This is a genomic window from Pseudomonas sp. UMAB-08 (assembly GCF_900095225.1).
Lineage (GTDB): Bacteria > Pseudomonadota > Gammaproteobacteria > Pseudomonadales > Pseudomonadaceae > Aquipseudomonas.
In genome coordinates this window covers 70,012-91,424 of sequence record NZ_LT607430.1, presented here as the reverse complement: position 1 = coordinate 91,424, position 21,413 = coordinate 70,012, and the positions used below count along the sequence as shown (strand labels likewise).

Annotated in this window: 16 protein-coding genes; 5 read left to right on the top strand and 11 right to left on the bottom strand. The window is 58.1% G+C overall.

From position 1 onward, the window contains the following. The coding region (locus K0F75_RS25930) for an RHS repeat-associated core domain-containing protein (RefSeq protein ID WP_257604460.1) at nucleotides 1-675 on the top strand (675 nt) is incomplete at its 5' end. A gap of 42 nt (nucleotides 676-717) precedes the next feature. On the opposite strand, the gene fdhA is transcribed toward K0F75_RS25930, so the two are convergent. The 8 genes from fdhA to K0F75_RS21775 form a co-directional block, all read right to left on the bottom strand. Then, complete coding sequence (gene fdhA, locus K0F75_RS21810) at nucleotides 718-1,917, bottom strand: formaldehyde dehydrogenase, glutathione-independent (RefSeq protein WP_219064051.1); 1,200 nt, start codon at nucleotides 1,915-1,917, stop codon at nucleotides 718-720. A gap of 159 nt (nucleotides 1,918-2,076) precedes the next feature. Further along, nucleotides 2,077-2,934, bottom strand: a complete 858-nt coding sequence (gene purU, locus K0F75_RS21805) for a formyltetrahydrofolate deformylase (RefSeq protein ID WP_219064050.1) — start codon at nucleotides 2,932-2,934, stop codon at nucleotides 2,077-2,079. Nucleotides 2,935-3,024: 90 nt separating this feature from the next. Continuing rightward, nucleotides 3,025-3,657 (bottom strand): sarcosine oxidase subunit gamma, encoded by a 633-nt coding sequence (locus tag K0F75_RS21800; RefSeq protein ID WP_219064049.1) that lies wholly within the window; start codon nucleotides 3,655-3,657, stop codon nucleotides 3,025-3,027. A 62-nt stretch (nucleotides 3,658-3,719) separates the two neighbouring features. Further along, nucleotides 3,720-6,737, bottom strand: a complete 3,018-nt coding sequence (locus K0F75_RS21795; protein ID WP_219064048.1) for a sarcosine oxidase subunit alpha — start codon at nucleotides 6,735-6,737, stop codon at nucleotides 3,720-3,722. Next, nucleotides 6,734-7,048 carry a sarcosine oxidase subunit delta gene (locus K0F75_RS21790; protein ID WP_219064047.1) on the bottom strand — a complete coding sequence of 105 codons (315 nt, stop codon included), beginning with the start codon at nucleotides 7,046-7,048 and terminating at the stop codon, nucleotides 6,734-6,736. The genes K0F75_RS21795 and K0F75_RS21790 overlap by 4 nt, the downstream gene beginning before the upstream one ends. Before the next feature lie 14 nt (nucleotides 7,049-7,062). Beyond that, a complete protein-coding gene (locus K0F75_RS21785) occupies nucleotides 7,063-8,313 on the bottom strand; it encodes a sarcosine oxidase subunit beta family protein (protein ID WP_219064046.1) in 1,251 nt (416 codons plus the stop codon). A 15-nt stretch (nucleotides 8,314-8,328) separates the two neighbouring features. Next, nucleotides 8,329-9,582: a serine hydroxymethyltransferase gene (gene glyA / locus K0F75_RS21780; protein ID WP_219064045.1), complete on the bottom strand. Its 1,254-nt coding sequence runs from the start codon at nucleotides 9,580-9,582 to the stop codon at nucleotides 8,329-8,331. Between the two features lie 260 nt (nucleotides 9,583-9,842). Further along, nucleotides 9,843-10,586: a TraX family protein gene (locus K0F75_RS21775; protein ID WP_219064044.1), complete on the bottom strand. Its 744-nt coding sequence runs from the start codon at nucleotides 10,584-10,586 to the stop codon at nucleotides 9,843-9,845. 105 nt (nucleotides 10,587-10,691) lie between these two features. Between K0F75_RS21775 and K0F75_RS21770 the strand changes: the two genes are divergently transcribed. Then, complete coding sequence (locus tag K0F75_RS21770; protein WP_219064043.1) at nucleotides 10,692-11,735, top strand: low specificity L-threonine aldolase; 1,044 nt, start codon at nucleotides 10,692-10,694, stop codon at nucleotides 11,733-11,735. A 60-nt stretch (nucleotides 11,736-11,795) separates the two neighbouring features. Here K0F75_RS21770 and K0F75_RS21765 read toward each other — a convergent pair whose 3' ends face one another. From K0F75_RS21765 to gbcB, 3 genes are all read right to left on the bottom strand, one after another. After that, a complete protein-coding gene (locus K0F75_RS21765; RefSeq protein WP_219064042.1) occupies nucleotides 11,796-12,098 on the bottom strand; it encodes a cell division protein ZapA in 303 nt (100 codons plus the stop codon). Then, entirely contained in the window at nucleotides 12,095-12,328 is a 234-nt protein-coding gene (locus K0F75_RS21760) for a hypothetical protein (protein ID WP_219064041.1), read from the bottom strand. The genes K0F75_RS21765 and K0F75_RS21760 overlap by 4 nt, the downstream gene beginning before the upstream one ends. 265 nt (nucleotides 12,329-12,593) lie before the next feature. Continuing rightward, the gene (gene gbcB, locus K0F75_RS21755) at nucleotides 12,594-13,694 is read right to left on the bottom strand and encodes a glycine-betaine demethylase subunit GbcB (RefSeq protein ID WP_219064040.1); all 1,101 of its coding nucleotides are present in this window, start codon (nucleotides 13,692-13,694) and stop codon (nucleotides 12,594-12,596) included. Between the two features lie 338 nt (nucleotides 13,695-14,032). Between gbcB and gbcA the strand changes: the two genes are divergently transcribed. The 3 genes from gbcA (at nucleotide 14,033) to K0F75_RS21740 (ending at nucleotide 21,410) form a co-directional block, all read left to right on the top strand. Continuing rightward, nucleotides 14,033-15,331: a glycine-betaine demethylase subunit GbcA gene (gbcA, locus tag K0F75_RS21750; protein WP_219064039.1), complete on the top strand. Its 1,299-nt coding sequence runs from the start codon at nucleotides 14,033-14,035 to the stop codon at nucleotides 15,329-15,331. Nucleotides 15,332-15,870: 539 nt separating this feature from the next. Further along, nucleotides 15,871-20,046: a DUF1592 domain-containing protein gene (locus K0F75_RS21745; protein ID WP_219064038.1), complete on the top strand. Its 4,176-nt coding sequence runs from the start codon at nucleotides 15,871-15,873 to the stop codon at nucleotides 20,044-20,046. Then, nucleotides 20,043-21,410 (top strand): DUF1552 domain-containing protein, encoded by a 1,368-nt coding sequence (locus K0F75_RS21740; protein ID WP_219064037.1) that lies wholly within the window; start codon nucleotides 20,043-20,045, stop codon nucleotides 21,408-21,410. The genes K0F75_RS21745 and K0F75_RS21740 overlap by 4 nt, the downstream gene beginning before the upstream one ends. Nucleotides 21,411-21,413 lie beyond the last annotated feature (3 nt).

Genomic DNA, 21,413 nt, shown 5'->3' with positions numbered 1-21,413 from the left:
AATGGCGAACCGCCTGACCCGGTAACGGGGCATTATTTGTTGGGGAATGGTTACCGGGCGTTTAATCCGGTGTTGATGAGGTTTAACAGCCCGGACAGTTTGAGTCCGTTTGGAGAGGGGGGATTGAATGGGTATGCGTATTGTGGGGGGGATCCGGTTAACTACCGGGATCCTACCGGGCATATCCCTGCTTTTATGAAGCCCGCATTGAGATTTTTTAAAGTCATAAAGCCCCATGCCTCCACGCGGGCGCCCCGCGCGGCTAGCCTTATATCAGGAAGTAATCCCTTAAACACATCAACCTTCGCATCTGCAGATGCTCCACGTCCTCATTCAGCGCCATTAACTAGCAGTCCTATCAATAAGCCAACAACTAGGCTAACGGCTTCTGATATCGAGTATGAGAATCTTGTCATCACAAAAAATGAACTGCGAAAAAATATGATCAGCAGAAACCAGTTTCTTGGTCGCGGCAAGAATGTTCCTCTCGAGTTGCAAGAAGCTATTCATCGCGATAACAACATTGTTGTTAATGCCATACATAACATGCACCAACCTCCGAGCTACGCCTATGTCCGGGCCTACGCCACGGCTAAAGCCAAAGCTGAGGCTAAAGCCAAGGCCAACAAGCTTCCGACTTACAACGAGGTAATGGGAGTGCGAAACCCACAATAGGAAGGGCGACCTAAAGTCGCCCTTCCTATTTATCAAACAAACTTACGCCGCACTAAACAACTTGTGCGGATCAATCACAAACTTTTTCGGTACGCCAGCATCGAATTCGCCGTAACCACGCGGTGCTTCGTCGAGGCTGATGACTTCGACGCCGACGATGTCTGCGATTTTGATGCGGTCCCACATGATGGCTTGCATCAGTTGGCGGTTGTATTTCATGACCGGGGTTTGGCCGGTGTGGAAGCTGTGAGATTTAGCCCAGCCAAGGCCAAGACGGATGCTCAGGCTGCCCATTTTCGCGGCAGCATCGACGGCGCCTGGATCTTCGGTGACGTACAGGCCAGGAATACCGATTTTGCCTGCAACGCGGACCACGCCCATCAGTGAGTTCAGAACCGTGGCCGGGGCTTCGTGTTTCACGCCGTCATGACCGTGACCACGGGCTTCGAAGCCTACGGCGTCGATGGCGCAGTCCACTTCCGGCTCGCCCAGCAGCGCAGCGATTTGCTCGTGCAGTGGGGTGTCCAGCGACAGGTCGGCGACTTCGAAGCCTTGAGCCTTGGCGTGAATCAAGCGAACCGGGTTGACGTCGCCGATGATCACCACCGCAGCGCCAAGCAAGCGCGCAGAAGCAGCAGCGGCCAGACCCACAGGGCCAGCGCCCGCCACATACACGGTGCTACCTGGACCCACACCCGCCGTCACTGCGCCGTGATAACCGGTCGGCAGGATGTCGGAGAGGCAGGTCAGGTCGCGGATTTTTTCCATCGCCGCATCGCGGTCCGGGAGTTTCAGCAGGTTGAAGTCGGCATACGGTACCAACACGTATTCAGCCTGGCCGCCGACCCAGTCACCCATGTCGACATAACCGTAAGCACCACCCGGACGCGCCGGGTTGACGGTCAGGCACACGCCGGTGTTCTGCTCTTTACAGCTGCGGCAACGACCGCACGCCACGTTGAACGGCACGGAAACCAGATCGCCGACCTTGAGGTTTTCCACATCGCGGCCGGCTTCGATCACTTCGCCAGTGATTTCATGGCCCAGCACCAGACCGGTCTGCGCCGTGGTACGGCCGCGCACCATGTGTTGGTCCGAGCCGCAGATGTTGGTCGATACCACACGCAGGATCACGCCGTGATCAATGCGCTTGCCTTGTGGGTTCTGCATTTTCGGAAAAGGAATTGTTTGTACTTCGACCTTGCCGCCGCCGAGATACACCACACCACGATTACCAGACATGCTTTCACCTCTCTATTATTGTTTTATGGCATGTAGGAGCTGGCTTGCCTGCGATAAGGGCCGCAGGACCTTCAGCCATTTCAACATCACGACCGCTTCGCGGCCGATCGTGGCGGGACACGCAGTTGCAAGCCCGCACCTACATGTAATGCGTCAACCCTACAAAACCACCGTGCGATTCGCGTTCAGGAACACGCGCCGCTCGATGTGATAACCCACTGCCCTCGCCAACGTCTGCCCCTCGATATCCCGGCCTTTGGCAATCAGGTCTTCGGGGTAGTGGCTGTGATCGACCGCTTCGACGCCCTGGGTAATGATCGGGCCTTCGTCGAGGTCGTTGTTGATGTAATGCGCCGTTGCACCGACCAGTTTCACGCCCTTGTTGTAGGCCTGATGGTAGGGTTTTGCGCCCTTGAAGCCGGGCAGCAACGAGTGATGAATGTTGATCGCCCAACCGTCGAGACGACGGCACAGCTCGGGTGACAACACCTGCATGTAGCGGGCAAGAATCACCAGCTCGGCACCGGACTCCTGAATCACTTGCCAGACCTGACGCTCCTGCGCTGGCTTGTCATTGGGGTCGAGGCCGAAGTGGTAATAAGGAACCTCATGCCAGCGTGCCAGCGGTTCCAGATCCGGATGGTTGGAGATCACCGCCACCACGTCCATGGACAACTGGCCGATGCGCTGGCGATACAGCAGATCGTGCAGGCAGTGATCGGCCTTGGAGACCATGATCACCACTTTGGGTCGATAGTTGGGCGCGGTCAGCTCGAAGACCATACCGAAGGCTGCACCGCGTGCAGCCAGGCCCACACGGAAAGCCTGCTCATCGAAGCCCTCCGGCTGACGAAACTCGACGCGGATGAAGAACCGACTCGACAGTCGATCATCGAAGGAATGGTGCTCGGTAACGTAGCAGCCCTGCTCGAACAAATAGCGAGTCACCGCGTCCACCGTGCCTAAAACGCTCGGACAGTCGGCAGTCAGAATCCATGTATCGGGTACGCGGCTCATCTAGCGGTGACTCCTTTTTGATGCTGTCGAATCTTCTTCGCCTGGACTGACGCTTTCGCGGACAAGTCCGCTCCTACAAGGGGGATTGCGTCAGGCCTTGATGCTCAACCCATACTCAGCGCTGGCGTCTTGCAACCACAGCCACCAGTAATCGGAGAACGAGCGGCGGATCAGCAGCTCCCAAGTCTCTTCACCCGTGCGGCGAATCACCAATTGCGACTTGGCGAACACCGTGCCGATGGCTTTACCCACCGGGAAGTTGTTCGGGTGCACGTCGTAGCTGGTGGATTTCATCAGCAGTTCGCGAACCTTGGGCCCGGTCAGTTCCAGCAGGGTTTGCCCGCCGCTGACGTTGACCACGGCGATGTGCAGCCCGTCCAGCGCTGCACGCAGACGCTGTTCGGTAGCCAGCTCTTCGCCACTCGGGACGATCAGCAGCCATTCATCCGGGCCCAGCCATTGCAGCGAGCTGTCGCCGTTGGCAACGACGGTCAGCGCAACCGGCAATTCCATGCCCAGCGCCTTGGCGACACCGGCCGCGAACGCCGGGTCTTTGCCGTCGCCGCGCAGGGTCAGATGGCCCAGCAGTTTCTTCTCGCGCAGGGTCACGCCAGGGTTGTTGCGGCCTTTGCCAACCAGGCTATTGAGGTCGGCGTGGAACAGCGGCGACTCGGCCTTTTCGCCGGTCGTTGGCCGCTGTTGGTAAACGTTGGCTGTGGTCATAGAGCACCTGTCCTGAATTCTGTTGTGTTGCCGAAACGCCAATGTGTAGAAGCGGTGAGTCGCTATACGTTCTGCTGCTCACCCTTCGGATCGAAGAACACCGAAGACACGATTTCGGCTTCGATCACAGTGCCATCGACCAACGGTGCGAACACCCGTTCGCCCATGCGTTTCAGGCCGCCTTTGACCACACCCAGCGCGAACGAATAACCCAGCGAGCCGTTGGTGTAGCTAGAGGTCACGTGACCGACCATGCTCATCGGAATCGACTGCTTGGTGTCGAATACCAACTGCGCACCTTCAGGCAGCCATTTGGTCGGATCGATCGGCTTCAGGCCGACCAACTGCTTACGCTGATCACGCACGCAGTCTTCGCGGTTCATGCCACGCCAGCCAAGCCACGAGAACGGTTTGGTCCGGCCAACACACCAGCCCATGTTCAGGTCGTCAGGGGTCATCGAACCGTCCGTGTCCTGACCGACAATGATGAAACCCTTCTCGGCCCGCAGGACGTGCATGGTTTCAGTGCCGTACGGCGTCAGGTTGTACTTCTTGCCCGCTGCGACGATTTTTTCCAGCACACCCATGGCGTAGTCAGCCTGGATGTTGACCTCGTACGACAGCTCACCGGTAAAGGAGATACGGAACACCCGCGCCGGCACACCGCCCACCAGGCCTTCTTTCCAGGTCATGAACGGGAACGCGTCCTTGTCCAGGTCGATGGCCGTGACTTCGCTGAGCAGCTTGCGGCTGTTAGGCCCGGACAAGGTCAGGGTTGCCCAATGGTCAGTGACGGACGTGAAGTACACCTTCAGGTCTGGCCATTCGGTCTGTTGATAGATTTCCAGCCATTGCAGCACGCGTGCAGCGCCGCCGGTGGTGGTGGTCATCAGGAAGTGGTTATCGGCGATACAGGCGGTCACGCCGTCGTCGAAGACCATCCCGTCTTCTTTACACATCAGGCCGTAACGCGCCTTGCCCACATCGAGCTTGGTCCAGGCGTTGCTGTAGATACGGTTGAGAAACTCACGCGCATCCGGGCCTTGAATGTCAATTTTGCCCAGTGTGGAGGCATCGAGCAGGCCAACGCTGGCGCGCACGGCTTTGCATTCACGGCTGACGGCCGCGTGCAGGTCTTCGCCGTTTTTCGGGAAGTACCAAGGACGCTTCCACTGGCCGACGTCTTCAAACTCGGCGCCGTTCTTGACGTGCCAGGCGTGCAGCGCGGTGAAGCGTACAGGTTCGAAAATGTGCCCTGCGTGACGACCGGCTATCGCGCCGAAAGTCACCGGCGTGTAGTTCGGGCGGAACATGGTGGTGCCCATGTCGGTGATCGACATCTTCAGCGAACGGGCGGCAATGGCCAGACCGTTGACGTTGCCGAGCTTGCCTTGATCGGTACCGAAGCCCAGCGCGGTGTAGCGTTTGACGTGCTCGACCGACTCGAAGCCCTCGCGGGTCGCCAGTTCGATGGCCGCAGCCGTGACGTCGTTTTGCAAGTCGACGAATTGCTTCGGCGCCCGTGCGGTGGCTTTTTCATGGGGCACCTGGAACAGGGCCAGGGTCGGTTCTTCATGGCGGGTCAGGGCTTTTGGCAAGACGCCTTCGACCACCTTGAAGCCCGCTTCGTTGGCTGCGCGAGCGCCGCCCTCGAAACCATCGGCCAAGGCATCAGCCAGTCCGTACACACCATTTATGCCCCCGACGCAGACGCGTTTTTGCGGTGCTTCACCCGGTACGAAACCGAGGATGTCTTCACGCCAGATCGGCTTGCCGCCCAAGTGGGACGCCAAATGCACGATAGGGCTGTAGCCGCCAGAGCTGCCGACCAGATCGCAATCGAGCCATTCGCCCGGGCTGGTGACGCGATGGCCTTTGACGTCGATGGCCGCAATGCGGGCAGCGGTCACGTGCTTGCTGCCACGCGCTTCGACAACGGCGCTGGAGGTCAGGATGCGAATCCCTTTGGCCCGTGCTTCTTCGACCAGAGCGCCACGCGGATTGCTCCGGGCATCGGCGATTGCTACCACTTGCAGGCTGGCATCGAGCCAGTCCAGCGCTACGCGGTAGGCATGATCGTTGTTGGTCGACAGCACCAGCTTTTTGCCCGGCGCCACGCCATAACGGCGGACGTAGGTGGAAATGGCCCCCGCGAGCATGTTGCCCGGCACATCGTTGTTGCCGTACACCAGCGGACGTTCGTGAGTACCGGTCGCCAACACCACGCGCTTGGCGCGAACCCGGTGCATACGCTGGCGCACTTGACCAATCGGCGCACGGTCACCGAGGTGATCGGCCAGACGTTCGTGAATGGTCAGGAAGTTATGGTCGTGGTAGCCGTTCACAGTCGCCCGTGACAACAAGGTCACTTCCGGCATTTTTTTCAGTTCGGCCAGCACGGTAGCAACCCACTCGACGGCCGGTTTGCCGTCCAGGCTTTCACGGCTGTCCAGCAGACTGCCGCCGAACTCTTCCTGCTCATCCGCCAGAATCACTCGCGCACCACTGCGACCGGCAGCCAGGGCTGCGGCCAGGCCAGCAGGGCCGGCGCCGACAATCAGCACGTCGCAGTGCTGGTTCATCGCGTCATAGCTGTCCGGGTCGTTCTCGGTAGGCGAGCGACCAAGGCCCGCCGCCTTACGGATGTACTTCTCGTAGGTCATCCAGAACGATTGTGGGTACATGAAGGTTTTGTAATAGAAGCCCGGCGGCATCAGCTTGCCGCCAACCTTGCCGAGAATCCCCATCACGTCGGTGTTCACGCTCGGCCAGCCGTTGGTGCTGGTGGCGACCAAACCTTGATACAGCGCTTGTTGCGTAGCGCGCACGTTGGGGATCTGGGTCGCTTCGGTGGCACCGATCTGCAACACCGCGTTCGGCTCTTCGGAACCCGCCGCGAAAATCCCGCGAGGACGCGAATACTTGAAGCTGCGGCCAATGATGTCGACGCCATTGGCCAGCAATGCTGCGGCCAGGCTGTCGCCTTCAAAACCTTGATACTGCTGACCGTTGAACGTGAAGTTCAGCACCTTGCTACGGTCGATACGGCCGCCGTTGGGCAGTCGATTGTTCTGGCTCATACCTTGTCTCCCGCACGCGTACTGGCGGCTTTAGCCGTGAATTGCGGCTTGGCGCCAATCGGGTAGGTTTCGAGAATCTCGTACGTCACGGTGTCACGCGTGGCGTTGAAGTACTGACGGCAACCGGCAGCGTGATTCCACAGTTCGTGGTGCAGACCGCGCGGGTTGTCGCGGAAGAACATGTAATCGCCCCACTGCTCATCGGTGCAGGCGTTCGGGTCCAGCGGACGCGGAATATGAGCCTGGCCCGAAGCGTGGAACTCCTCTTCGGAGCGTAGTTCGCCACAGTGAGGACAGAAGATGTGCAACATAGGTATTTCTCCTGTTAGTGGGCGACAGCGGCGGCGCCGTGTTCGTCGATCAGTGCACCGTTGTGGAAACGGTCGATGGAGAAAGGCTTGGCCAAGGGGTGCATCTCACCTTTGGCGAGGCTGGCGGCAAATACGTTGCCCGAGCCCGGCGTGGCCTTGAAGCCACCGGTGCCCCAACCGCAGTTGAAAAACATGTTCGGCACGGGTGTTTTGGAAATGATCGGGCAAGCGTCCGGCGTGGTGTCGACGATGCCGCCCCACTGACGGTTCATGCGCACCCGGGACAGGACTGGAAACATCTCGACGATGGCTTGAATGGTGTGTTCGATCACCGGGTACGAACCACGCTGGCCGTAGCCGTTGTATCCGTCGATACCAGCACCGATCACCAGGTCGCCTTTGTCGGACTGGCTGATGTAGCCGTGAACCGCGTTGGACATGATCACGCTGTCGATAATCGGTTTGATCGGCTCGGACACCAGCGCTTGCAGCGGATGGGATTCAATCGGCAAGCGGAAGCCGGCCAGTTTCGCCATGTGCCCGGAGTTACCGGCCGTCACCACGCCGACGCGTTTGGCGCCGATGAAACCTTTGTTGGTCTCGACGCCGATGCACACGCCGTTTTCCTTACGGAAGCCGATCACTTCGGTCTGTTGAATCAGGTCGACGCCCAGAGCGTCGGCGGCACGGGCAAAACCCCAGGCCACGGCATCGTGACGGGCAACGCCGCCACGGCGCTGAACGGTCGCGCCGATGATCGGGTAACGGGTGTTTTTCGAGCAATCCAGGTACGGGATTTCTTCCGCGACCTGTTTGGCATTGAGCAGCTCGCCATCCACGCCATTGAGGCGGTTGGCGCTGACCCGGCGTTCCGAGTCACGGATGTCTTGCAGGGTGTGGCACAGGTTGTACACGCCGCGCTGAGAGAACATCACGTTGTAGTTGATGTCCTGCGACAAGCCTTCCCACAGTTTCATTGCGTGTTCGTACAGGTGCGCCGACTCATCCCAGAGATAGTTAGAACGCACGATGGTGGTGTTGCGCGCGGTATTACCGCCGCCAAGCCAGCCCTTCTCGACCACGGCCACGTTAGTGATGCCGTGCTCTTTGGCCAGGTAATACGCAGTCGCCAAACCATGACCTCCGCCGCCGACGATGACCACGTCGTAGACTTTTTTCGGGGTCGGCGTGCGCCACATGCGCTGCCAGTTTTCGTGGTGGCTGAGAGAGTGCTTGAAGAGGCCGAAGCCTGAGTAATGCTGCATGGGGCTACTCCTGACTCAGCGATAAACCGGGAAATCGGCGCACAGTGCCGCAACCTGGCTGGCGACATTGGCCTCGACATCTGCATCGCCGAGGTTGTCGAGAATGTCACAGACCCAGCCGGCCAGTTCGACACACTGTGGAACTTTGAAACCACGCGTGGTGACGGCCGGGGTGCCGATACGCAGGCCCGAGGTCACGAACGGTGATTGTGGATCGTTCGGTACGGAGTTCTTGTTCACGGTGATGTGCGCACGGCCCAAAGCGGCGTCGGCGTCTTTACCGGTGAGGCCCTGACGAATCAGGCTGACCAGGAACAGGTGGCAGTCGGTACCGCCGGACACCACGTCGTAGCCTCGGTCGATGAACACCTTCGCCATCGCCTGAGCATTATCGATCACTTGTTGCTGATAGACCTTGAAGCCCGGTTCCAGCGCTTCCTTGAAGCACACGGCCTTGGCCGCGATAACGTGCATCAACGGGCCGCCCTGACCGCCGGGGAATACGGCGGAGTTGAGTTTTTTCTCGATCTCTTCGTTGGCCTTGGCCAGGATCAGGCCGCCACGTGGACCGCGCAGGGTTTTGTGGGTGGTGGTGGTCACCACGTCGGCGTACGGCAGCGGGTTCGGGTACAGGCCAGCAGCAACCAGACCGGCCACGTGGGCCATATCAACAAACAGGTACGCACCTACTTTGTCGGCGATGGCGCGAAAGCGTGGGAAATCCAGGGTTTTCGAGTAGGCCGAGAAACCGGCGATGATCATTTTTGGCTTGCACTCAACGGCGATGCGCTCGACTTCGTCGTAATCGATCAAGCCGGTGGCGGTGTCGATGCCATATTGCACAGCGTTGTACAGTTTGCCGGAGAAGCTGACTTTAGCGCCGTGGGTCAGGTGACCGCCGTGGGCCAGGCTCATGCCCAGCACGGTGTCGCCCGCTTGCAGCAGGGCCAGATAGACCGCTGCGTTGGCCTGGCTGCCGGAGTGCGGCTGGACGTTGGCGTAATCAGCACCGAACAGTTGTTTGGCGCGATCAATGGCCAACTGTTCGACTTTATCCACATGCTCGCAACCACCGTAGTAGCGCTTGCCCGGATAGCCTTCTGCGTATTTATTGGTCAGGCCGCTGCCCTGGGCTTCCATCACGCGCTTGCTGGTGTAGTTTTCCGAAGCGATCAGCTCGATGTGGTCTTCCTGGCGTTGCTCTTCAGCATTCATCGCCGCCAACAGTACATCGTCATAGCCTTGGATTTTGTCTTGCTTGCTGAACATCGCGGTTCTCCCAGCGGCGGCGCTGCGCCTGACTTATCGATAGGGCGTGTAGAGTGCCCTTTGGATGCGATGTTAGGTCCGACGCAGAGAGGCCAAATGCCTATGGGCGCCACGCAAAGGTGCGTTTACGACATGGCTTGGCGCGCAGAGATAATTGGTAGCTGGGAAAGGCCCTGTTATGGGGCTTGGCGGGAGGTTTATGTCGTCTCAACCGGCCCCTTCGCGAAAGAAGCCGGCGCGACCTGACCGATAGAACGCATTCACCCCGCCACCCAAAACCTGACCCCGACCAACAGCAAAAAATGCACGGGGTAAATCGCATACGCCCAGCGCCGCATTGGCCAGACCGCGACAGTCAACCGGGTCCGCAGCAGTGCCAATCCGACCAGCGGTGCGACCAGGCACACCGTTATCGCGAGGATCGACACACTGTCGCCCCACCGCGCGGCCGCGAACGTCTCTGGCCAGGCGTTGCTCGCCAGACACACCAGCCCCGGCAGTAGCGCCCCGTACCATGGCCCGCGCAGCACCCACAAAAATGCCAGCGGCAGCGCGACGCCAAAAAAGCCGAACATCAGCTGCGCCTGAAAAACCGCCGCCACCAGCAACGCCACGCCCGCCAAACACAACGCCCAAGGCGTACGGTCGCGCCAACCCTGCGCCACCAACAACCCCAACCCCAACGTCGGCAACACGTTCAAGGTGTCTGCGTGCGGCATGAACAACCGGTAAGGCAGCTCCGCCAGCCCGGCGAACACCAGCAGCCAGGCCAGATAGCGCCATTGAATGCCCTCAACCTGACCCGCCCCGCCACGCGCCAGATTGGCGGCGATTGCCAGGCAAAACCAAGGAAACGCAAAGCGCCCCGGCACATACAGAAAGTCCACCGGCCAGCCGACGTAACGCAGGTGATCGAGCACCATGCTGAGCATCGCCAGCCACTTGAGCAGGTCCAGCGCAGCGTCTCGCCCGGTGGTTATCGGATGCTTCTGCAACGACCTCATAAGGCTCCATGCACGTGATGAAAAAAGCGGGAAACAGAACAACGCATGACCCGCGCCAACAATCATGGTTAAAGTGCGAGCTTATTCGATCACAGGGAGTCGGCCATGACAGATAAAAGCCAGCAGTTTGCCAGCGACAACTATTCCGGGATCTGCCCCGAAGCCTGGGCCGCCATGGAACAGGCAAACCACGGCCATCAGCGCGCCTACGGTGACGATGAATGGACCGCTCGCGCCTCTGATCATTTCCGCAAATTGTTCGAAACAGACTGCGAAGTCTTTTTCGCCTTCAACGGTACCGCAGCCAACTCTCTGGCCCTGTCGTCGTTGTGCCAGAGTTACCACAGCGTTATCTGCTCGGAAACCGCCCACGTCGAAACCGATGAATGCGGCGCACCGGAGTTTTTCTCCAACGGCTCCAAGCTGCTGACCGCCCGCAGCGAAAACGGCAAACTGACGCCTGAGTCGATTCGTGAAGTTGCGCTAAAACGTCAGGACATTCACTACCCCAAGCCTCGGGTCGTGACCCTGACCCAGGCAACTGAAGTCGGCAGTGTCTATCAGCCCGAAGAGCTCAAGGCCATCAGCGCCACGTGCAAGGAGCTGGGCCTCAACCTGCACATGGACGGTGCGCGATTCGCCAATGCCTGCGCCTACCTCAATTGCTCCCCGGCAGAACTGACCTGGAAAGCCGGGGTTGACGTGCTGTGCTTCGGCGGCACTAAAAACGGCATGGCCGTTGGCGAGGCAATTTTGTTCTTCAACCATAAACTGGCTGAAGACTTCGACTACCGCTGTAAACAGGCCGGGCAACTGGCCTCGAAGATGCGCTTTCTCTCTGCGCCATGGGTCGGGCTGCTGGAGAACGATGCCTGGCTCAAACACGCACGCCACGCCAACCACTGCGCGCAATTGCTCAGCGAACTGGTAAAGGACATTCCCGGCGTAGAGCTGATGTTCCCGGTGCAGGCCAACGGCGTGTTCCTGCAACTGTCGGAACCGGCGATCAAGGCGTTGACCCATAAAGGCTGGCGCTTCTATACCTTTATCGGCAACGGCGGCGCGCGATTCATGTGTTCGTGGGACACCGAAGAAGACCGCGTGCGCGAGTTGGCAGCGGATATCCGGAGTGTGATGCTGGCAGGATAGCGTCAATCCTGCATAGGCTGTGTGGGAGCGAATGAATCCGCTCCCACACATAAGAGGGGCTTACCCCTGAGCCAGGGTCTTGGAGATCACTTCAACCGTGGCGCTGACCTGCTCTTGATAACGGTTGAGGTCCATCTTGTGCTGGCGTTTGAGTTCTACCTGCTGCGAACACAGGTTCAACGCCGCCAATACCAGCAATTTGTCGCCGATCAGGCTTGGGTATTTCTTTTTGGTGTCAGCCAGGGCGGCCTTGAGCATGACCGCCGCGTCCAGCAAGGCCTGCTCTTCCCCTAGGGGTGCCTTGATTGAATAGTCGTTACCCAGAATCGAGACGACCTTCACCGCATGGCTATCGCTACTCATGCGCTGACAGGGTTGACGCTAGTGGCACGCTGAACCAATGCCTGAATACGGGCAGCAGTAGCGCCCTGTTTTTCTTCCTGCTCCAGCAGACTCAATTGCAGGCTGTCGTTGTCATCCTTGACCTGGACCAGCTCGGCACTCAATTGCGCGTTTGCGGCGTGAAGGGTCTGATTCTGCTGCACAAGATCACCGACCAGTTGTTCCAATTGACTCAGGGATGCTTCCAACATTTTGATTTCTCAAGCAAATTTCAAAGGGCGCACACGATAAAGAAAAGTCACTGCACACGCTAGGCTTATCAAGGCGTATACGCCTTAGATTCCTCGCCTATCCGCTTCTTTTCAAGAGTTGCCGATGTAAACGCATAGAAATATTACTGACTGCATTTTCCTTGTGGGGTTCCTGCTGCTCGTCGGGCCGACCCGTCTGCGACAAATACGGGCAAGCTCGCCAGCAACACTCGAGACGCCAGTCTTATGGCCGATAAGCGATGTGTCAGTAATCGATTCGCACATCGCCTTTAGGCACGCTGCAGCACGACAGGATGTAACCCTCGGCCACGTCTTCATCGGTGATGCCGCCGTTGTGCTCCATCTCCACTTCCCCACCCAGCTTCAACACCTTGCAGGTACCGCAGATCCCCATGCCACAGGCTTTGGGGATCATCAGGCCAAGCTTGGCGGCGGCGGCGTGTACGGTTTCGCCCGGGCCGACGCGGATGCTCTTACCCGTCGAAATGAACTCCACTTGATGCAGGTCCGCCAGATCGATCTCAGGGGCGTCGGCCGCTTGCTCGGCTTGTTCCACCGCATCGGCGCGGGCTTCAGGCGGCGTCGCGCCGAACGACTCTTCATGGTACTGATCCATGTTGAAACCGTTGGCTTCGAGCAGACGCTTGATGGCGTTCATGTACGGCGTCGGTCCGCAGCAGAACACTTCGCGCTCAAGGAAATCCGGCACCATCAATTCGAGCATTTTCTGGTTCAGATAACCGCGATAACCGGCCCATGGTTCGCCGAGGCCGTGCTTTTCGCATACCAGGTGCAGGCTGAAGTTGTCGATCCGCGACGCCATGTGCTCCAGCTCGCGATGGTAAATGATGTCTTTGGGCGAGCGGGCGCTGTGGACAAAGACCATGTCGACATTGGCGTTGGTGTCGTAGAACCAGCGCGCCATGGACATGACTGGCGTGATCCCGACACCGCCGCTGAGGTAGAGAATTTTCGGGTTGGGGAAATCGATGGCGTTGAACAAACCCACCGGCCCGTGCACAGCCAGCTCCTGGCCTTCGTGCAGAGTGTCGTGCAGCCAGTTCGAGACTTTGCCGCCGGGCACACGCTTGATGGTGATGGAGAAGCTGTACGGCACGGAGGGCGAGCTGGAGATGGTGTACGAGCGCATTACCGGCACGCCGTCGATTTCCAGCTCCAGGGTGACGAACTGACCCGGCTTGAAAAAGAACAAAATTGGCTGGTCGGCCATGAAACAGAAGGTGCGCACGTCCCAGGTTTCCTGGATCACCTTGACGACACGAACCAGGTGGCGGCCATTGGCCCAGGTCTGGGTATTTACCGGGCTGAGGAAACTGTTAGACATGCTCATCTCCACGGCCGACTGTCGGCCTTATGTTGAGGATTCTGCGTAAGGTGCGGATTGCCCACTTACCTATCAGCGACATTCACGTACTTATCGCGACCAGCCCCTAACGACCGGGGTTCACCCGTCGGAAACGGATTCGGCCATGTCGCCCATGGATAAGGTTCGGTTAGCGCCGGACCCCACACTCGGCTCTAAGTATCCATGCCCGCTTTGCAATGAAAAGCGTAACCATGAGCATGAACGGCAAAAGAACCGTCGCCTTGCGTGCAACTGACCTAAAGAACCGTATTAGCCAAATTCGCCGACCGTTGAAACCGGTCATGAGGACTTGAAAGATGGACGTCACCGCAACCTTGAGCTTGGGCGATCCGCTGGAACCTGCACGTAAGGCCACCGCCGAAATGCTGCAGAACCGCGAACGCACGTTTTCGCTGCCGCAGCCTTTCTACAGTGACGAGCGGCTGTTTGAAATCGACATGCAGGAAATCTTTCAAAAAGAGTGGCTGATCGCGGGCATGACCTGCGAGATCCCGACCAAGGGCAATTACCTGACCCTGCAAATCGGCAAGAACCCAATCATCGTCCTTCGGGGTCCTGACGGTCAGATCAACGCGTTCCACAACGTTTGCCGTCATCGTGGCTCGCGTCTGTGCACCGGGGAAAAAGGCAAGGTCGCCAAGCTGGTATGCCCGTATCACCAGTGGACCTACGAGCTGGACGGTCGCCTGTTGTTCGCAGGCAGTGAGATGGGCGCCGACTTCGATATGAAGCAATATGGCCTCAAGCCCGTGAACGTTAAAACAGCGGGAGGCTATATCTTCATTAGCCTGGCGGAAAACCCACCGGCCATTGATGAGTTCCTGGCGACGCTCACTCACTACATGGAACCGTACGACATGGAGAACACCAAGGTGGCGGTGCAAACCACCTTGATGGAAAAAGCCAACTGGAAACTGGTGCTGGAAAACAACCGCGAGTGCTACCACTGCAACGCATCGCACCCGGAACTGTTGAAAACCCTGCTGGAGTGGGACGACGTCACCGACCCGCGTGCCGACCAGGCCTTCAAGGATCACGTGGCCGCGTCTGCCGCTGCCTGGGAAGCAGAGAAGATTCCTTACGCCCACGCCAGCTTTGGCCTGCGTAACCGCATCGTGCGCATGCCGCTGCTCAAAGGCACGGTGTCGATGACCATGGATGGCAAGCAAGGCAGCAAGAAACTCATGGGCCGGATCAAAAACCCGGACCTGGGTTCGATGCGCATCCTGCACTTGCCGCACTCGTGGAACCACTGCATGGGCGATCACATCATCGTCTTCACCGTGTGGCCGATCAGCGCACAGGAAACCATGGTCACCACCAAGTGGCTGGTGCACAAGGATGCGGTTGAAGGTGTCGATTACGACCCGGCGAACATGCGCAAGGTGTGGGACGCTACCAACGACCAGGACCGTCGTCTGGCAGAAGAAAACCAGCGCGGGATCAACTCCACGGCTTATCAGCCAGGCCCGTACTCCAAGACGTACGAGTTCGGCGTGGTCAACTTCATCGACTGGTACAGCGAACGCCTGCTGAGCAACCTCGGCGCAGAGCCGGCAGCGTACCTGAAGGGTGTGCCGGTCAGTCACGAGTAAGGAGATGGCGCGGTGTGTCCGTCACACTGCGCCGTCAATCAATCCGCACCTACAAATGATTAAGTTTTAACCAACACCCGCCAACACCAACCCCGCCGCCCTTCCCAGCCTTTCACAAACAACTTATCCACAGACCCACCCACAGCAATTGTGGGCAAGTCGGATTTTGCCTGTGGAAAACCCCAAGAAAAACCGTGACTTATCTGAAAGTACACTTCCTGAACGCTATTGATCATTTTTTGACCACTCCCCAAAAACGCAAGCAGGCCGTGGCTTGCAGCGGATGGCGAACACCTTATCCACAGGAGCACTAACAGGGATTGTGGGCAAGTTATCCCGGAACAATGGCGTTTAGAAACAGCGTTAAAAATCCTTCACTGCCGTCGCTGTCAAGGCCAAAACCCTAGTAGAACTGCTAGTTACGGGGGGTGTTGAAGGTTTGTTAGGGTGTCTGAATGAACGAATCAGCACGTCATTTTGCTGTTCGCGTCAGAGCCGATGCACAGGAGTTGTTCACTACGCCAGGGAGCACCGCAATCATGCCCTTACCTCCGTTAGTTCGTCTGTTGCCTTATATAGTTTTCGTGATACTCATCGCGACGCTGTATTACATTTTCCCGTCTTTTGCTTATGCAAACAGCCCTGCGCCCGGCACGACCTACTCCCGTACCGTTAACACCCCGGTCCGAGGAAAAGCAGCCTGTACTTCACCTCAGTACGCAGCAAGTACGCCTTATACCGCAGACTTCATCGTGCAAAACAAGGGGTGGGAATACAAGTGCAAAAACGACGCCGAGGGCGGCATAGGCAGTTGGCAGTGGTGCTCACAGGCACCGTATGAACCTGGCTTATCCACAAACACCTGGAAAGATGCCTGGGTCGAATTGAGTGAGTGCGGCGCCACCGCGCCACACGGTAATAGCTTAAAACTGACCTTCGACACCCTTACGAAAATTTTGCCCTCCCGGCAACTCACCAAGGGCGTTGGGAAGTCCGACCAGAAAATTGTAACCGGCACCTTGCGCTGTAAAGACGAATCGCTGCCGATCAGTGGCAACTCGGGGGCCCCCCTTGAGATCACCGGCCTTAAACGGTGCGACTATCAATTAGTCATGGACACGTCCGAAGGTTACGCCCCTCTGAACACGCCGAAGATCATCAAGTTTTCAGAAGAGGACGGGCAGCACCAGGACATCAACGTCGTCTACCGGCGACCTGTTGACGTGGGTCAGTTAAGCACCCTGCCGGGTTACAACGTTGAGTTGTTTGCCCAAGGCATGATTCAGCCCAGGCAGATGGCGATGGGCAAAAACGTACTGTATGTCGGGTCCAGCGCCATTCCTTCCTATATTTATGACGGAGGCACCGCCGATTTCATTTATGCACTGCCCCTGGACGCCGCAGGCAAGCCCACAGGTCTTTATGTGATCGCCTCGGGGCTTGAGGAGCCGCACGGCGTCGCTTACCGTGACGGCGACCTGTTTTACTCGACCACCGGCGGGCTGTATCGAATCAGAAACGTTGACGCGACCTTCAAGGACGCCAAGCCCGAATTGGTCTTGAATTTCCCTGCCGACAGCGTTGCTTTCCCGTTGCCGCCAACAGATACCGGCTCCAGGACACGCTTCTGGCACCAAAAACACCCCCTGCACTTCAACCCTGTTACGCCCACCGACAGAGGCCTCTACACGGCTGTCGGTATCCCCTGCAACGTGTGCATGATTCCTGCGGAAAAGCGCTATGGCACCGTGTTGCGGTATGACATCGACACCGGTGAGTCGACCATCATGGCCAGCGGTGTACGCAACTCAGTGGGCTTCGACTGGAACCCCGTCTCTAAAGAAATCTGGTTCAGTGATAACAATCGGCAAAACATCGTTAATTCTGACGAACTCAATCGCGTGTCCGCCCCCAACGAACGCTTCGGCGTGCCGTACATCTTTGGCAAAAACACCTTGGGGTTTACTCAGCAGGAGTTTGATAACCCGGGCGAGCATTTCAATCCGCCCCTGATCGCCGGCGCAATAGTATCTGACCTCGCCCCGGCACAGATCGACGCGAAGAACTACCAACCCGCCGCATTCGAGTTCGGCATGAGCATGGCCCCTCTTGGCGTTAAATACTGGGATCCGGTGCCACCTAAAGATGGCGCGCAACAACTGCTGGTCGCTACTCACGGCACCGGCACGGTGGCTGTTCCGGGCATGGACGTGCGGCGGATGGGGATCAAGGCCGGAAAAGTCGTTTACCAAATCCCCTTGATCAACGGTTGGGTCAAGACCCCTGAAAAGTTCGATGTGTACTGTTTGACTGACGACTGCATTGGCCGGCCGACGGACTTTCTCTTGTTACCTGATAACAGCCTGTTGATTTCGGACGACGTGGCGGGCGTCATTTATCGTGTCACTTACGACGCCAGCAGCCTGAAAAAAACCAACCTGGTCTTTCACTCTGGCACCCCACCTCCAGCGACGCTGGCAGACGAGATGATCAGTGGCTACCTGATTGACGCCAGCGGTAACTCCCGATTGTTCAATGTGGGCTGGGGCTCAGGGGTGATGACACTTGAGGGCCTGGACTATGGCAGCTATGAAGTTCATCTGAACGATGTCAAACACTGGGTACCTTCCCACCGAAACGCCACTTATGTGCTCTCTGAGAAGGCACCGAATCAAGTGGTCGACATGAGCTATAAAGAACGGGATGAAAGCGTGACCGCCCAAGTCACCTTCATCGCCCCGGCAAAACCGGTCTCTGTCAGCGCCGCAAATTGGGCTGTCGAGTTAGTTGACGCAAGCACCACCGCTTCTCGGGTCATTCAAGTTCCGTGGGGTGACCGCGTCACCGAAACGCTGAAGTATGGTCAGTATCAGGCCCGATACCCTTACTTCACTCAGGTGCTACCAGAGCCCACCCTCGGTGCCATCGACATCAACGAGAGCAGCACCGACTTCGACATGGCCCCCGTGACCTATCGGTCAGTAGAGAATCTGGGCAGTACCGTCATCGCGGAAAAATGCAGCAAGTGCCATAGCACTGACTATTTTCAGAATGCGAGCATGGCCCATAGCTGGAGCAATGCCACCCACGACAATTTTGTTCAGTGGATCAGAGGCATGAAAATCACCGGGCATTGCGATCAGCGTTGTGGCGAACAGGTGGCCGATCATTTGCTCAATACCGTTTGGGCTCCGTATCTCAACCCGGCTGAGTCGGTCGGCACCCGGCAACTGCGATTGCTGACGCGTTCGGAATACGTCAACACGATCAAAGACATCTTCACGCTGGACATCAACCCAGGAAAGTTACCTGCGGATAAATCCGACAGCACATTTAAATACCCAGGTGAAGCCGACCTCGGGATTGTCGAAGCCGAAGACGCCAAGCTTTTCTACGACATGGCCATTTCTATCGCCAACCAGGCGCCTCCTCAACGGCTGGAACCCTTCAAGAAAGCCAACGCGAAAACTGCAGTCATGACGCTGGGCCACCAACTGTTCCGTCGTCCGCTGACGGTGCCTGAAACCGAGCGTTATACCCAACTGCTGAATGACCAAGGTACGCAGGGACTCATCACCGGCATGCTGCTCTCGCCCTACTACCTCTACCGCTCGGAACTGGGCATTGAAGTGGAGGGCGAACCTGATGTTTACCGACTGACAGCCAACGAACTCGCCACGGCGCTTTCCTATGCATTTCTAGGCACGACGCCCAGTGATGCGCTAATGACCAAAGCCGAGGCAGGACGACTGAATACGCCAGAACAGATCGGCGCTGAAGTCGACGCCATGATGCTGACGCCTCGAGGCCTTGATCACTTCAATCGTTTCATCCAGTACTACACCAAAACTGCGCGTGAGCTGCAGGAGAAACCGGGGCTGACTCCGGCCCTCATTGAGGACATGAGGACGGAGCAGCGCTTGTTTGTCGAGTACGTGATCAAGGAAGGGAACGGCACGCTGGACCAGTTGTTCAACCCGGGGTTCACGTTTCTCAATCAGCCACTCGCCGAGCATTACGGCATTACCGGGGTTAGCGGCGCGGACATGGTCAAAGTGTCGGTCGATGCCAAACGCGGCGGCCTATTGCATCAAGGCGTGACCCAGGTTGCCACCTCTGACTATGCCGCGACGTCACTGGTCAAGCGCGGAATAATGGTTCGCGAGCAGATGTTCTGTAAGGAGTTCGGCGCACCGGTCGAGGCTGATCCGAGCGAGCCTGCTTTTCCTGACAGGGCCATTACCACCCGCGAACGTTGGGACCTGGTCAACGGCGAACATGCCTCCAGCGGAAACTGCTGGAAATGTCACCAGTACATGAACGACACCGGTGGCGCCATGGAAAACTACGACGCTTCCGGCCGTTATCGCCAACAGGAGAATGCCTACAACTACACCGTGTTCCCGCAGGTGCTGCCGATCTATGCAGGTGGTCCGTTCATTGATAACACCGGCTCACACACACTGGCGGACGTGAATGACGTGCGGGATATCGCTGCATTGATTCCGCATAACCCGGACGCCCAGCGGTGTATGGCCGACAGTTATTTCCGTTTTACCTTTGGCAGCCAGGCCCAGGCACACACCGCGGGCATCATCAATGCGCTGAGTAAGGGGCTCGCTGCGACAGGCTCCCTGCGCGACATGATGCGCACCGTGGCGACATCGCACGCCTTCCTCTACAAGCAGTCCCCGGACGCAAGGAAACAGCCATGAACGTACTCACAAGTCGTCGCCGTTTTTTGATGGGATTGGCCGCCGCAGGTGTCGTGCTGCCCCTGAGCAGCAGCGGCTTGGTGCGCATGGCACTGGCGGGCGAAAAGCAGCAGGCGAAATTGAAAGTCGTATTCTTCGTGGTTCCCGACGGTCTGGCGGTCGACTCCATTACCGGTGGAGGTTTCGGTGATGGAAAAGGCCTTTGGCACCCGACGGTGACGGGCAGCGTCACCGACACCCCCGACTTTCAATTGGGGGACGTTAGTCAGGAGCTGGCGGCCTATCGCGACCAGTCTCTGTACATTCGGGGGACCATGAGTGGGGTGGGAAACGCAGGCCACAACGGGTGGATGAATATCCTGCGTGACAAGGGTCAGAGCATGAGCTCTATCGATGTCTTGCTGGGGGATCATATGCCGGGCACGTCGCAGCGAGCGGTGTTTGCTGGTCCTCATGCAGGAACCGATGGCACCCCGTGGTACGTCTCCTGGAAAGACGCCAGTATCAGAACACCCCAACAAGACCCGGTACTGCTTTACGAGTCGCTGTTTGGCGTTACCAACAGCGCGGTGCGCGAGCACCAGGTGCGCAGCAAGCATGCCTTCGACCCGATCCTGACCGATATTCAGGAAGTCAAAGGGCTATTGGCGGGCGCCCAACGACAAAAGCTCGACACTCACTTGGACTCAGTCGAACAGGTCATCGCCGACCTGGATGACTCATTGCCTCCCATTTCTGAATGCCAGACGCTGAGCCTGGAAAATCACCCCATCACGTCGGCAACGTTTCGCAATGAAGTGCAACACGCGCACAGCCAGGTGGTTGCAACGGCCCTGAGCTGCGGCATCACCCGCGTTGCAACCATTCAGGTGGGGAGATCCGCTGAATCCCTGAATATCCTGGACGTCAGCAGCACGAAAAACCCACACGATTGTGCGCACCGGTATGCAGGTGAGGAAGCATGGCGTGGGTCACGCCAGTGGTACGCGAAAAAGGCCAAGGAGTTCATGGACGAACTGGCTAAATTTTCCGACCCCGACGTGCCCACTGACAGCCTGCTGAAACACACGCTGGTCGTGGTGACCAGCGAGATGGCCGACGGTGCTCCCGAGCACACGATTGACATGCCATTGCTGCTGATGGGCGGAGCCAGTGGTTTGTTGAACACCGGCACAACCGGAAAGGGCCGTTATTTGAACGTCACCTCCCAGTTCGATGAAAGCCACCACTCAGGAAACCCGGTCATCGGCCAAAAGCTCGTGGGCATGCAGCGCATCTGGGCAACCATCGCCGCTGCCGCCGGAACCACCGTGCCCTACGGCGGCAACGCCAGCCCGGTCACCGGAATATTCACCAACGTCTGAGGG